The organism is Acinetobacter sp. Gutcm_16 (assembly GCF_028649355.1).
Classification (GTDB): domain Bacteria; phylum Pseudomonadota; class Gammaproteobacteria; order Pseudomonadales; family Moraxellaceae; genus Acinetobacter; species Acinetobacter johnsonii.
Window position 1 is genome coordinate 81315 of sequence record NZ_JAQSUV010000033.1, and the last position, 12547, is coordinate 93861.

Here is a 12547-nt window from a genome sequence, read left to right on the forward strand (position 1 = left end):
ATTTAATTATTTTGTTGTAAATAAAAACAACGATTCCTTGTTTCGGCGCAAAAGACCAAGGGGAAAGCCTTACAGAAATGTAGGGCTTTTTTAATAGCATCTTAACTTAAATCGTATTGGTATAAATTTTAATTTTTTATCAGATGTTTAGTAGATAAAGTGCGTTCAAATAATTGCGCTTTTTTGTTTGTGATATAGTTTAATCATTGCTTACAACAAGAAGAATAGAAATGAATATTTGTATCGGTGGTGATTTAGATGGCAGGGTAATAGTGCTTGATAAACCATGTTTTAATGCTAAAGAAGTAAACAAGACAAAATCAACAAACTACATTAAGCAAATGTATGTCATAGATGGTGACGTCTACTATTTTTGGCGTGATGCTGAGCTTAAATTGTGGGAAGTTACTCAACGAATAGAGATCTTACTGGCAAAGGCTAAGCGAAAATCTATTTAAATGTCCCTGAGAGTAGGTTTATTATTGTCTTTATCCGTAAAAGAAATTAGTTTAAATTAAACCAATTGTTAAAATAATTATGAGAACGGAAGACAATGAATAGAAAATTTGAACTACATGTGATTAGCCAGATCTATGACTTTTTAGTTGAAAGAGAGGCGTTTACCTCACTAAACCTTGATCGGAAAGTTACGGAGTTTTTTCGGGAAGTACATGTAGGGCAAGAAGAAGATTTTACAATTCTTGAATCAAATAAAATCTCAGGAAACTTTGGTGAAGTTTCCTATATCAATTTATTGAATGTCCCTAATTTCAACGATAAAGATAAATTTCTGAAATGGGCACATAAAGCTTTAAATTTATAAGTTGTAATAACTTAGTGTAATTTGATAGGAGTTATTTCGTTATTTAATAAATTCAATTACATAAATAATAATGTGGTTACATTGTGAACAGTAATTCATCAGAAGGCGGTTAGATAAATACAAATCACAGTGATATGTTTGAATCAAAAGTTCTACATGGATGGAATTAAAGATGAAATTATTAACTTTGGTGAGCATAGGTGCGGTAGCAAGTTTCTGTTTATTGTCAAAGCGTCACACTACTGAAAATTTATTTCATTCAAACTTCGATAATGTTGTTCGAAATGCTGTCTTACAGGGATTCATATAAATATAGATGCCTAAGATATATAACTTTTAAGTACTTAAAGGAGGAATAAGATGATCAGATTATTAATGTGTATATTTGGCCTTCATGGTGCTAGAGAGATCGATTACACCAATGACCAAAAAGAAATTTGTGTATGCCGAGAGTGCTTGAAGAAAGTCAAGAGTCCTCATGATTAGGTATAAGTTCTTTTTATGAAAAGACAGTCTAAAAAATCTGAGCATATAACCTCAAATTGGACAACCGAACAAGATAGTTTCTTAATTGAAAATAGTTTTATGGTGATTGAGCAGCTTATCAATCATCTGCCTTTTACTGAAGATGAAATTATTAAGCGTAAAGAGGTACTAGGTCTCACTAGAAGACATAGACAGATGCGTAAATTTTTAAGCAATCCCTCTTAAGAGAGTTCTAAGCCTATATTTTTTTAAAACGGATCAGAAATAAAAGACCCCGTTCGATATCTATTTTTCGCGGAGGTTTTTTCTCTTATGGATGTTGTTATACAACTTTATACACTTAATTAACGTCACAGTTACTTTTATAAAATCTCTTACAAGTCAATCCCTGAATAGCCACCGATTTTGGAATTATCCCTATTTAATTATTGGGGATTCTAGATAGCACGTCTGGTGTTATCCCTCTCTCAGACTGGACGAATCGTGTAGCGGATAACTTAAAATATGCTGCTCAGGATAAGTAACCACATGTTGCTGTGCATTCTACTTTCGGACTGCACAGTGCATTCGATTTCGACAAAGGTGCACATGTCACTGTTTGTGTGCAGTGTGTTAATTCAGAAAACCCTCTGAGTGAGGGCTGTTTCGAGTAAGCTCTATTATGTTCAATTGACAATAATTTGATAGAAAATTTAAATATTGGGAATTACGCATAAGAGATTTATATTAAATAAAATCAAGTAGATTTGGGAACGTTTGTAAGAAAATAATAACCCTTTGCCCTTGCTTGCAATAATAAATCCTATAACTTGGTCCAAAAAAGAAACTTAATTCAGAGATACCTTCACTGACTGGTTCAGTATCTCCAAAGTTTCCATTTGCAACCATATCAATTCGGACCTATATGCGTCTTTTTGACTGTTGGTCTTTTAACTTGGTAAGGGCACTATTTAAACTATTTGAAAAGTATCGCTAAATCAATCAAGGCGGGCGTGGTGTTTGAACCAATCATTGAGCTCATAACACTAGGCGTACCACTGACAGAAATTGCGGGACGTGCACGTGGAGTTGTTAGTGTTGTATCGCTATTTAGATCTATACGGTATAGGACAGAAGCACCATTATTGTTGTTTATTGCTGCTAGAGCCAATCCATTATCACCACCAGCAATATCAAAACCATCATTCAAGCCTAAGTTCACGCCAAGACTACCTAATCTCACCAATGTTCCATCATTGGGTGGAACTTGCTTCGTCAGTAACTGATTGGTATGATCTAGATTAAATAATTCGGTGCTAAGTGCTGAAATAGGTGTTTGAAAACTGTTGGTATATGCCGCAGCGCTAATCACGGCATTGGTGATCCCATTGATTTTGCCATCTTGAATGGTTTCACCTGTATCGACATTGATTCGCAGATTTTGCCCCGAATTACTGATGACTCTTAAACGGTCAGCCGTTGGATTGAAGTCAACAGCAAACTCTGTGCCGTCTAGAGCACTAAAGTTACTACCTGTACCTGCTTTAAGCGCAGTCACAAGTGTTGCAGCGCCAGAATTTGGATTAATAGTATACAGGTTTGCTTGGTCAGTTAAACCATATAGCGTATTGGTTTTATCGGTAGCAGTACGTAATCTAAAATCAATACCTACGAATTTTTCATTGACCAATACGCCTGTGATTCTTTGTTCAGTCGTATCATTTGGACGATTGATTTCAAATCGAATTAAAGCATTATTGTTAGTCAGCCCGATTCCTTTTGAGGTGGTATCTTCTGCTCGATTAAGTGCAACCCCACGAATGGAGGTTTGACGATATTCGCTAGGCAACTCGCTCGTCTCAAAAATAGCGTTACTGGTCGTTCCTACATGAGCAAGATTAACTCTAAATAATTTATATGCACCTGAGACTTGTAATGCGGCAAAACCAATATTATTGATTGGGTCTATATCAAAACCACCGTTATTCGATATATCCTGACCTAAGGGTGCAGAGATGCCTAATGTTCCGGCATTTGCATTTTGCAGATAAATGCGATCTGTCGCAGAGTCAATACTGTATAATTTTGTACTTGCCGTTCCAGCAAAAGCATTGGTATAAGCTGCGGCACTGACTTCAGTTGTAGCTTCACCAACCCGACTGATTTCTCCGTCGGTGATGGTGAGACCTGTATCAACATTGACTCTTAGGTTTTGACCATCTTGACCAATAATTCTTAGACGATCCGCAGCAGGATTGAAATTCACGCTAAGCGCATCGGGATTGGCAGTAATTTTACTAAAAACTGTATTACCATCGGTCGTATCTGCTGGATCAGCTGTCATCTTAATGACGAATTTTGCCACGCCAGAGCTTGGATTTAACGTGTAAATATTACCCAACAAACCTACTGCATATAACTTTCCATCACTTGGGCGATGGTCCATTCCAACCAGTTGATCCCCAGAAACTAAACCTGAAACTTTAATATTTGAAATCAGTGAACCAGGTTTGTCATGATTGAGTGAACTAATCATACCGTTACTGGTCAGTACCAAGAGATTACCAGTAGCATTTGTTGGAGGAATAGGCTCAGATGAATTTGAGTCATTACATCCAACTAATCCGATGCCACCGAGTGCGGTGAGAGTACAGATGAGTGTTTTGAGTTCCATGTATAATTTCCTTAATTATTGATATTTGATTTCGAAGAACTTTTGATTACACGGTTAAATTTGTAAAACAACTTAGCTTTGCTGAGAAACACGTCGAGGTATATTTAGACTTGAAAAGAATCATTTTCTATTGTTAAGCGTGTAGAATGCATAGAAATGAAGATATTTAAGTTCAATGTTTGTCGCATGTTAATTAACCATATGTCTTTATTGTTTTTTAGTAAATATATGTTTTATGGATATTATTTTGTATTGTTATATCTATTTAGTAATGCTTCACAGATTTTTCACATCAAGTATGAGGTTAAATACAAAATTAAACTGCATTTCAACATCTAGATCTGAATGGCTTTGTTGCATAAAGATTTTAAAGATAGAGCTTTCCTTAGTCGCTCAAATTTAAGTGAAAACTTGGGTATGAGGTCTGCCTAATTCTGTAAATATATTTAAGACCGCTACACGAGCATGAATTTCATTCACCTGACTAGGAAAGCTTCTTGCCATTAATTTATCGCCTAATAATTTGATGCAGTGCATCTTGGTTTCAACCAAACTGCATCGATGATAGCCTGACCATTTTTGCCAAAAGTTTAACAATACGAAGTAATTCATTTCGCTCTGGGGAATGAACTTTTGTATCCTTCCAAGGCTTCGCATTTTTTCTTGACGGAATCACCGCATGCGCTTGTCAATCTGCAATCACCTGACGGCATTGTTTTGTGTCATAAGCCCCATCTATATAGACTGAATCAATCTGTTCATCTGGTGGAATTTGATCAAGTAAATTACCAAGTACTTGTGAATCACTGCCATTATTCGTCGTGAGCTGAACTGCCCGTATTTGCAGCTTTTTAGCATCTATACCAATATGCAGTTTACTCCATTGCCGACGATATTCAGGTTGATGTTTCTTGCGTTTCCATTCACCTTCACCTAAAAACTTCAGGCCAGTTGAATCTACAAGTAGATGTAGTTCACCATGACTTTGCCGATAGCTTATCGCAATATCAATTTGCTTTTGTCTTCTGCAGAGTGTGGAATAATCTGGTGCCGTCCAACTTAAACCACAGAGTTGAATAAGGCTTTGCACAAAGCCTGTGACCATACGTAAAGAAAGTCGAAATAGACATTTGATCATCAAACAGCATTGAATCGCTCTATCTGAGTAGGTTTGATTTCGTCCTTGTTTACCTTGTAATTGAGCATACCATTGAGTCTGAGGATCAAACCAAATCGAAATATTTCCACGATTAATTAAAGTTTTATTGTAGGTGGACCAGTTGGTTGTACTATAGATTTTAGGTATAGACTTATTCATCTCAGAATTATATTGCTGAATCAGAGCTTACGAACAGCTTTGTGCAACAAAGCCCTTTTGATATTTAAAAATATATGCTTCAGCCAGTAATCAAAACTTAGATAGCGCCCACCACCGAGTACCAATAAAGCTAACAGCATGACTAAGTAAGTTACTGCAAACTCAATACCATTATTCAAGATGACAAATGATCCACTTGAAGTTAACCAGTCATAATTTCCATATGTTTCTAAGATCTGACGAGCTTTTTCTAACTTTTCAGATGAAGAAATTACCTGAGCACTAGCAAATGGAGCATTAGGATCAGCAATTGCTTGCCATCCATTGGGTAAATGTACCGTAACGATAGCAACTAACATGGTGATAATGAGTGGAATACTGATGAATCGAGTTAATAAACCTACTGCTAAGAGAATAGCCCCCATAATTTCAGTCGAAGTTGCGAGTGCCGCCAGCAGTGTAGGAAATGGTAGACCTAAACCCCAATCAGTATTACCGAACCATTCGACTGTATCTTGAAAATGGGTAAATTTATTTGTACCCGCCATCCAGAATATCGGAACTAAATAAAGTCTTAGTGCAAGTGCTGCAATACCATCACCATGTTTTATGACACTACAAAATTTTCGGTATTTTTCTGATAAAAGATAGATAACGTTGTTCATGAAAATTTCACACCCAATACGATTGAATAGTCATTAGTCGGGTGATAACGGTGTTTCTTACATAATTTTTAATTTGGACTGTAATAAATGTCAGTTTAAGTCGTCTAACCATAGTACCTAAGTACAAACCGTGAAATTATATTAAAGGAATAGAAAAATGAACAAATTAAACTCAATCACATCAGTTGCTGCACTATTAGCGTTATCTGTAATTGGTGCAACTCAAGTATCCGCAGCAACAACCACGCATGCGACAGAGACACATGCAAGTAAAGCGGCTGATGGCAAATGTGGTGAAGCTAAGTGTGGTGCAAATAAAATGCATAAACACGAAAAGACCACTGAAGCAAAATGTGGCGCTGATAAAAAAGCAGCAGACGGTAAATGTGGTGCAACCAAGAAAGCAGCAGATGCGAAATGTGGAGCTGATAAAAAAGTTGCTGATGGCAAGTGTGGCTCTAAATAGTCAATCAGTTAGAAAATGATGTCGCTATGGACCACATAGCCGGCATCATTTCCAAAATTGGAGTATCACTATGGTTGATTTAGCTGGTGTGGGGCTTGGGCTGAGAAGGGATTTTATAGATGAATTTCTTAGTGCTGAAAAAGCGCCAGACTTTATAGAGATTGCACCTGAAAATTGGATGGGTTTTGGTGGTCGGCATGCAAAGCTATTAGCACGATGCGTAGAAAAAGCCCCATTAATATGTCATGGACTATCTTTATCGATTGGAGGACCTCATCCGCTCAATATTGAATTTATTCAACAGATTAAAAGTTTCTTAGCAGATTATCATGTCCCGATTTATTCTGAACATTTAAGCTATACCCATGATAGGGGCTACTTATACGACTTGATGCCGATTCCAATGACAGAGACTGCGGTCAAATATGTGGCTGAACGTATTTTACGTGTTCAAGATATTTTAGGAAAAAGATTGGTGGTTGAAAATGTCTCAACCTATTTAATGCCAAATGCTGAGATGAGTGAAGCCGATTTTGTTTCTGAAGTACTTCAGCAAGCTGACTGTGAATTACTACTTGATGTGAATAATGTCTATGTAAACAGTATAAATCATGGCAGTGATGGCTACGCTTTTATTAGAGCAATGCCAAAAGAGCGGATTCGTTATATACATATTGCGGGACATGAACAAGTTGAAAAAGATCTATTGATTGATACGCATAGCGCAGAAGTGTGTGATTCTGTTTGGCAATTATTGCAACATACTTATCAAGTCTGCGGGGTAAAGCCAACCTTACTTGAGCGTGATTTTAATATTCCATCATGGAAAGCGTTACAAGATGAAATGACCAAAATTACAATAATGCAGCAGGAGGGCAGTAATGAAAATAGAGCAAATATCTTTCCAAGCGACGCAGCAGCAGTTTTGTAACTGGATTCGTTCTCCTCAATCTGAATTGCCGAAAGCACTTCCTGCGGAAAGAATGCAGATTTATCGAGATTTACTTTTTAATAATGTTTGTTCTTTTATTAACTTGGTTTATCCAGTAACTCGAGCAATCTTGCCTGAGTTAAAGTGGCAAAAGCTATTAAATGAATTCTTTCAAAAAGCGCAATGCGATTCACCGTTTTATAATGATATTTCCCTACAATTTAGAGAGTATCTTACAGACTGTCAGCATCCTATTTTAAAAGAATATCCTTGGTTAGCTGAGCTCTTACAGTATGAGTGGCTTGAACTCTATTTAGATACCATTGAAATTGCAAAAAAAAAGGTGACTTTGCAGGATAAATGGCAATTAAAAACCCAAGTCTGGGTGCTCGTTTATCAATATCCAGTATATCAATGGTCGTCACGTATGAGCATTTCTGAAATTGAGCATATGCCGAGTGTCATCATGGTATGGCGAAATGATCAAGATCATATCTGCATAGAAACCTTATCTGCTTTATTTGCAGTGGTAATTGAACAACTCAATCAACAAGAGTTAGTTGAACAAGACATTAAAAATTTAATAAAAGCGACATTCCCTGATTTTTCTAATACCCAGATCCAAACACAGATCTATGGGTTAAAAGAGTTATTAACCCGATTGAAATTGTTAGATGCTCCCAATAACAATGATGAGGAAAAGGGATGAGCGTAGAACCAGCAAATAGGGATGAGGAAATATTGCAACAACTGCAAAGCCCAGCCTTTTTAATCGAACTCAGACAACAAATGTTGAAGTTTGCCATTTTACAATTGTCCTCATTTCAACTTGCTGAAGATGCTGTTCAAGAAGCATTAGCCAGTGCATACCAACATATTAGTTCTTTTACTGGTCGGGCAGCTTTTAAAACATGGGTGTTTGCTATTTTAAAAAACAAAATTATTGATTTAATTCGACAAAAATCTCGTTTGATGACAATGAGCGAGTTGTTTAATGATGAGGAAAGCGAATTAAGTATAGATGCGTTATTTGATGCGTCTGGACATTGGCATAAATATGAAGCACCTCAAGCTTGGCCTAGTCCAGAAGAGATGTTGGAGCAACAAGATTTCTGGATCATTTTTAATGCCTGTTTGAATCACTTACCAGCCAAATATGCACAAGTTTTTATGCTTAGAGAAATGATTGAACTGGGTTCAGATGAAATTTGTGAAAAGCTCGGAATTACTGTTACTAACTTAAATGTACTTATGTATAGAAGTCGAACAAGATTACGTGAATGCTTAGAAAATAAATGGTTATTGAAGGAGGATTGCTCATGCTAACGTGTCTCCAAGCCACCCAATTATTATCTGAAAGATTAGACAGACCCCTTCTGTTTCTAGAACAGACTAATTTACAAATTCATTTGTTGGCATGCCGTTCATGTCGTCGTTATGGAAAGCAAGTCAAAACACTTAGTCAGCTTTCCAAAGAGTTTAAAAATTTTGATGAGGGTAAGTAGCTCGTATCTGCTTTTTCCAAATACAAAGTCCTCAGGCTAAGTTGATGTGAGTAATATAAAATAACTATTAATTCGATTTTGAGAATTTGTACGTGAATGCTTATGTTTGTTTTATAAAATCTATTTTTTTTAAAGGAAAATATTTTATATCAGTTTCTTTATTTGTGATTATTCTGTACATTTATTAGTCAAATTTGCGTTGTGAAGAGGGCGGTATGTATAACTTTTCTGTAAGTGATTTAGACCAAATAATTGAAAACACACTGAAAGAAAATAAAAAGATCAGTAAAGTATTGATGGGATATAAGCTATTTCATGAGTTAATGAATGATCCTAAGTTTCATGCAGAAGTGACCAATTCAGCGTTAAGTGCGACGAAAAGAAAATATAAGCGTTTAAAAATCAAAATCACGACGGATGAATACCAGCTTCACTTTGAGTAAAATCATCTACTTGAATAAAAAATTTTGAAGTCTAAGTGCAATATTAAAATTAAGAGTACCCACTTTTCTACTGTGAAAAAATTCGATAAGATAATAATCCATTATTTTTTTGTGCTCTATATGCGCCCCCGAATACGTAAGTTCTTACATTCCTTTTATTCAACACCAAATTCAAAAGTTCTTGAGATGAAATATAACTTAAGTAGTTATAGTGATTTGGACTTACTCAAAAAAATTCAAAAATCTAGCTGCCAAAATCTTAGAGCAGCCATTTGCAGCATCCTTTATGAGCGTGGTTATACCCCTGCTGAAATCACGCTATTAACCAATGAATAGCCTTAACGTAAAGGCCATCCATGCTGAACTGTTAAAATTACAAATATTTTACTTAGAGCTGCAGATCTTTAGTGTTGATCCCAAAAGCTTTTCTCCATGCCTGAGGGCTGGTGCTATATTTTTCACGAAAATTTTTTCTAAATGACACTGTATTATTAAAACCTGAAAGCTCGGTTATCTTTTCAATCGACAAGTTTGTCGTTTCTAAGAGTTCACAACTTAATCTGATTCTTTCAGTATTCAGCCAATCGACTAAGGTCATACCTGTAGCCTTCTTAAAATGCCGTGTGAACGTCCTACGTGTCATATGTGTTCGTTCAGCTAGGCTTTCAATATTATGTTGTACAGCTAAATTCGTTCTTAAAAAATCAAGTAATAGGTTAATTTGTGCATCTTGGCTCGATTCTGCTACTGGCTGTTCAATAAACTGAGCTTGCCCACCTTCACGGTGAGGCGGAATTACCATTACTCTAGAGACTCTATTCGCAATTTGTGCATTATAGATTTCACGTACCAAGTACAAACAGCAGTCTAACGCTGCGCCTGTTCCAGCAGAGGTTACGATCCTTTGGTCTTCTACATACAAGGCATCATGATCAAGCTGAACCTGTGGAAATCGCTCACTGAAATCTTGTTCAGCCATCCAGTGCGTAGCTGCTTTTTTATGGTCAAGTAAGCCAGCATATGCTAATGCATAAGTTCCATAGCATAACCCTACAATTCTAATTCCAGTCTGATATGCACAATTTAGGGCATCGATAAGTACTTGTTCAGGCTCGTGATTAAAATCATCCCACCCAGGAATAATAATAAGATCTGACTCTTTAATAAGTTCGATCCCACCATCAGGCATAATCACCATGGATTGTTCTGTTTTTACAGGCTGGCCATCTATAGAAAAAATTTTAAGGTCAAATAAGGACTTATCTTCAATTTGGATATTGAAGATAATGTGGGGAATAGAGAAGTGAAATGGATTTATATTGGGATAGACGAACAATCCAATCACTGGTATAGCCATTCAACCAACCTCTCTAAAATAATGAATATAGCATGTTGTCCCAATAGTTTCGATGATTGTCCTTAAGGACAGTTTTTTTGTTTGATGATTTCTATCATGATCCAAGTATGACTAAATGATTGGATCTGTAACATGAATCAAATTTTAAGTAGTTCTCTTATTACACTCTCTCTGGCAATGGCTTCAGTCAATTTATATGCGAATGATAAAGTAGTTCAACGAGATACCTCTAAAGTGACGCATATACAAGAAATTCGCAATGCAACGATTAAAGTAACCTATGCTGATACAACTTTTTTAATTGACGCAATGTTTGCGAAAAAAGGCTTCTATGAAGGCTTTCCTGATACTCATCGTAGCTATTTACGTAACCCATTAGTCGATTTGCCCATCAAGCCTGAAACGATTTTAGAAGGTGTAGATGCGGTGATCGTGACCCATACACATTTAGATCATTGGGATGATGCAGCACAAGCGACTATTCCAAAAAATATGCCATTGTTTGTACAGAATAAAGAAGACCAAAAAGTCATCCAGTCACAGGGTTTTAAAGATGTTCGTGTATTAACACAAACAACGTTTGAAGGCATTAAACTCACTAAAATTGGTGGTCAACACGGTACTGATGCTATGTACCGTATTCCTAAACTCAAAGCTGGATTAGGTGAAGCAATGGGTATGGTATTTGAAGCTAATGGCCATGAAACGGTTTATGTGGCTGGTGATACCATTTGGCGTCCTGAAGTTGATCAAGCAATTCAATCTTTTAAACCGGATGTGATTGTATTAAATACAGGTAACGCTTTAGTTAATGGCTTTAAAGAATCCATTATTATGGGCGAAGAAGATACTTACCGAGCAACTCAGAAAGCGCCAAATGCCAAAGTTATTGCTGTTCACATGGATGCCATTAACCACATGTCGGTAACACGTGCTCAGCTTGCAGAATATGTAAAAGACAAAGGAATCCAAGATAAGGTTTTAATTCCTATCGATGGTGAAACGCTTTCTTTCTAAAGTAACTTAAAGAAGTGGAATGCTCCCACTTCTTTAAAATCCTAAGTAGAGCAAAATAAATGTTAGTTAAATAAAGGAAAAGATATGTCAAAATCAGCTTTATTAGTGATCGACTTACAAAATGAATATCTACCTACAGGTAAATTACCATTGGTAAATATTGAACAAGCTGCTGCTAATGCAGTGAAAGTAATTACGAAAGCACGTCAAGACGGTACTCAAGTGATTCATGTCCAGCATATTGCGAATGCTGAATCGCCTATATTTCAACCTGACTCAATTGGTATTGAATTTCAGGACACAGTTAAGCCACAAGCAGATGAAACTGTGGTCATTAAAAATCACATCAACGCGTTCTTAAATACGAATCTCAAAGAAATTTTAGATAGCAATCACGTGACTGAGCTAGTCGTGATTGGTGCTATGAGCCATATGTGTGTTGATGCTGCTGTTCGTGCTGCTTCTGACTTTGGTTATAAGGTAAGGGTTATTCATGATGCTTGTGCAACGCTAGACCTAGAATTTAATGGCGTTAAAGTACCTGCTGGTCATGTTCATGCAACATTAATGGCCGCTTTTGAATTTGCATATGCTCAAGTGATATCAACCGAAGATTATGTTAGCTAAAGATTAAGATTTTCTAAAATTAACTTTATGCTAAATCTAAAATTAGACAATAAAAAGCCTGATTATTTATCAGGCTTTTTATTGTCTGCTCATTGTGCTGGACAAAATGGTAATGCTTTAAAGTAAAATATGGAATGGCATATATATGTTTATTCATATATAAATATATGTAAAGATTCGATTGAGTTTGAGCAAATGACTGCTACTCCAAAAGTGAAGATCTATCACAATCCTGAATGTGGTACATCACGTAATA

The 12547-nt window shown here is 36.2% G+C and carries 15 protein-coding genes and 2 pseudogenes; 12 read left to right on the forward strand and 5 right to left on the reverse strand.

What is annotated here, in order from left to right; genetic code table 11:
* Positions 1-230 precede the first annotated feature (230 nt).
* The 3 genes from PTT44_RS10930 to PTT44_RS10940 all read left to right on the forward strand — a co-directional run bounded on the left by PTT44_RS10930 (position 231) and on the right by PTT44_RS10940 (position 1534).
* On the forward strand, positions 231-458 hold the full coding sequence (locus PTT44_RS10930; RefSeq protein ID WP_034616997.1) for a hypothetical protein: 228 nt from the start codon (positions 231-233) through the stop codon (positions 456-458).
* Between the two features lie 95 nt (positions 459-553).
* Positions 554-823, forward strand: a complete 270-nt coding sequence (locus tag PTT44_RS10935; protein WP_034616994.1) for a hypothetical protein — start codon at positions 554-556, stop codon at positions 821-823.
* Between the two features lie 501 nt (positions 824-1324).
* Complete coding sequence (locus tag PTT44_RS10940) at positions 1325-1534, forward strand: hypothetical protein (protein WP_004676710.1); 210 nt, start codon at positions 1325-1327, stop codon at positions 1532-1534.
* A 534-nt stretch (positions 1535-2068) separates the two neighbouring features.
* Here the strand turns inward: PTT44_RS10940 and PTT44_RS16570 are convergent.
* From PTT44_RS16570 to PTT44_RS10955, 4 genes and pseudogenes are all read right to left on the reverse strand, one after another.
* A pseudogene (locus tag PTT44_RS16570) lies at positions 2069-2251 on the reverse strand (type II toxin-antitoxin system RelE/ParE family toxin); the annotation flags it as partial.
* A 13-nt stretch (positions 2252-2264) separates the two neighbouring features.
* The gene (locus PTT44_RS10945; RefSeq protein WP_168158518.1) at positions 2265-3962 is read right to left on the reverse strand and encodes a DUF4394 domain-containing protein; all 1698 of its coding nucleotides are present in this window, start codon (positions 3960-3962) and stop codon (positions 2265-2267) included.
* A gap of 399 nt (positions 3963-4361) precedes the next feature.
* A pseudogene (locus PTT44_RS10950) lies at positions 4362-5280 on the reverse strand (IS5 family transposase).
* A 20-nt stretch (positions 5281-5300) separates the two neighbouring features.
* Positions 5301-5945 carry an HvfX family Cu-binding RiPP maturation protein gene (locus PTT44_RS10955; RefSeq protein WP_159128747.1) on the reverse strand — a complete coding sequence of 215 codons (645 nt, stop codon included), beginning with the start codon at positions 5943-5945 and terminating at the stop codon, positions 5301-5303.
* Between the two features lie 157 nt (positions 5946-6102).
* Between PTT44_RS10955 and PTT44_RS10960 the strand changes: the two genes are divergently transcribed.
* The 7 genes from PTT44_RS10960 to PTT44_RS10990 all read left to right on the forward strand — a co-directional run bounded on the left by PTT44_RS10960 (position 6103) and on the right by PTT44_RS10990 (position 9626).
* Positions 6103-6411: an HvfA family oxazolone/thioamide-modified RiPP metallophore gene (locus tag PTT44_RS10960; protein ID WP_168158517.1), complete on the forward strand. Its 309-nt coding sequence runs from the start codon at positions 6103-6105 to the stop codon at positions 6409-6411.
* 70 nt (positions 6412-6481) lie between these two features.
* The gene (locus PTT44_RS10965) at positions 6482-7342 is read left to right on the forward strand and encodes an HvfB family MNIO-type RiPP peptide maturase (protein ID WP_168158516.1); all 861 of its coding nucleotides are present in this window, start codon (positions 6482-6484) and stop codon (positions 7340-7342) included.
* The gene (locus tag PTT44_RS10970) at positions 7293-8051 is read left to right on the forward strand and encodes an HvfC family RiPP maturation protein (protein WP_168158515.1); all 759 of its coding nucleotides are present in this window, start codon (positions 7293-7295) and stop codon (positions 8049-8051) included. The genes PTT44_RS10965 and PTT44_RS10970 overlap by 50 nt, the downstream gene beginning before the upstream one ends.
* On the forward strand, positions 8048-8668 hold the full coding sequence (locus PTT44_RS10975; RefSeq protein WP_168158514.1) for an RNA polymerase factor sigma-70: 621 nt from the start codon (positions 8048-8050) through the stop codon (positions 8666-8668). The genes PTT44_RS10970 and PTT44_RS10975 overlap by 4 nt, the downstream gene beginning before the upstream one ends.
* Entirely contained in the window at positions 8662-8847 is a 186-nt protein-coding gene (locus PTT44_RS10980) for a zf-HC2 domain-containing protein (RefSeq protein WP_004981638.1), read from the forward strand. Before PTT44_RS10975 ends, PTT44_RS10980 begins: the two co-directional genes overlap by 7 nt.
* A gap of 215 nt (positions 8848-9062) precedes the next feature.
* Positions 9063-9290, forward strand: a complete 228-nt coding sequence (locus tag PTT44_RS10985; protein ID WP_004981635.1) for a hypothetical protein — start codon at positions 9063-9065, stop codon at positions 9288-9290.
* 186 nt (positions 9291-9476) lie between these two features.
* Complete coding sequence (locus PTT44_RS10990) at positions 9477-9626, forward strand: hypothetical protein (RefSeq protein WP_155118243.1); 150 nt, start codon at positions 9477-9479, stop codon at positions 9624-9626.
* Positions 9627-9678: 52 nt separating this feature from the next.
* Here PTT44_RS10990 and PTT44_RS10995 read toward each other — a convergent pair whose 3' ends face one another.
* Positions 9679-10647: a GlxA family transcriptional regulator gene (locus PTT44_RS10995; protein ID WP_004981631.1), complete on the reverse strand. Its 969-nt coding sequence runs from the start codon at positions 10645-10647 to the stop codon at positions 9679-9681.
* A gap of 132 nt (positions 10648-10779) precedes the next feature.
* Here PTT44_RS10995 and PTT44_RS11000 point away from each other — a divergent pair, with 132 nt between their 5' ends.
* Together PTT44_RS11000 and PTT44_RS11005 are read left to right on the forward strand one after the other, a co-directional pair.
* Positions 10780-11664 carry an MBL fold metallo-hydrolase gene (locus tag PTT44_RS11000; protein ID WP_168158513.1) on the forward strand — a complete coding sequence of 295 codons (885 nt, stop codon included), beginning with the start codon at positions 10780-10782 and terminating at the stop codon, positions 11662-11664.
* A gap of 84 nt (positions 11665-11748) precedes the next feature.
* Positions 11749-12291 carry a cysteine hydrolase family protein gene (locus PTT44_RS11005; protein WP_004981626.1) on the forward strand — a complete coding sequence of 181 codons (543 nt, stop codon included), beginning with the start codon at positions 11749-11751 and terminating at the stop codon, positions 12289-12291.
* The last annotated feature ends 256 nt before the right edge of the window (positions 12292-12547 follow it).

What these genes read in the sequence shown, in the direction of transcription:
- PTT44_RS10985 (WP_004981635.1), top strand. Translation starts at nt 9,063, where the DNA reads ATGTATAACTTTTCTGTAAGTGATTTAGACCAAATAATTGAAAACACA.
- PTT44_RS11000 (WP_168158513.1), top strand. Translation starts at nt 10,780, where the DNA reads ATGAATCAAATTTTAAGTAGTTCTCTTATTACACTCTCTCTGGCAATG.
- PTT44_RS10940 (WP_004676710.1), top strand. Translation starts at nt 1,325, where the DNA reads ATGAAAAGACAGTCTAAAAAATCTGAGCATATAACCTCAAATTGGACA.
- PTT44_RS10975 (WP_168158514.1), top strand. Translation starts at nt 8,048, where the DNA reads ATGAGCGTAGAACCAGCAAATAGGGATGAGGAAATATTGCAACAACTG.
- PTT44_RS10970 (WP_168158515.1), top strand. Translation starts at nt 7,293, where the DNA reads ATGAAAATAGAGCAAATATCTTTCCAAGCGACGCAGCAGCAGTTTTGT.
- PTT44_RS10935 (WP_034616994.1), top strand. Translation starts at nt 554, where the DNA reads ATGAATAGAAAATTTGAACTACATGTGATTAGCCAGATCTATGACTTT.
- PTT44_RS10980 (WP_004981638.1), top strand. Translation starts at nt 8,662, where the DNA reads ATGCTAACGTGTCTCCAAGCCACCCAATTATTATCTGAAAGATTAGAC.
- PTT44_RS10945 (WP_168158518.1), bottom strand. Translation starts at nt 3,962, where the DNA reads ATGGAACTCAAAACACTCATCTGTACTCTCACCGCACTCGGTGGCATC.
- PTT44_RS10930 (WP_034616997.1), top strand. Translation starts at nt 231, where the DNA reads ATGAATATTTGTATCGGTGGTGATTTAGATGGCAGGGTAATAGTGCTT.
- PTT44_RS11005 (WP_004981626.1), top strand. Translation starts at nt 11,749, where the DNA reads ATGTCAAAATCAGCTTTATTAGTGATCGACTTACAAAATGAATATCTA.
- PTT44_RS10995 (WP_004981631.1), bottom strand. Translation starts at nt 10,647, where the DNA reads ATGGCTATACCAGTGATTGGATTGTTCGTCTATCCCAATATAAATCCA.
- PTT44_RS10990 (WP_155118243.1), top strand. Translation starts at nt 9,477, where the DNA reads ATGAAATATAACTTAAGTAGTTATAGTGATTTGGACTTACTCAAAAAA.
- PTT44_RS10960 (WP_168158517.1), top strand. Translation starts at nt 6,103, where the DNA reads ATGAACAAATTAAACTCAATCACATCAGTTGCTGCACTATTAGCGTTA.
- PTT44_RS10965 (WP_168158516.1), top strand. Translation starts at nt 6,482, where the DNA reads ATGGTTGATTTAGCTGGTGTGGGGCTTGGGCTGAGAAGGGATTTTATA.
- PTT44_RS10955 (WP_159128747.1), bottom strand. Translation starts at nt 5,945, where the DNA reads ATGAACAACGTTATCTATCTTTTATCAGAAAAATACCGAAAATTTTGT.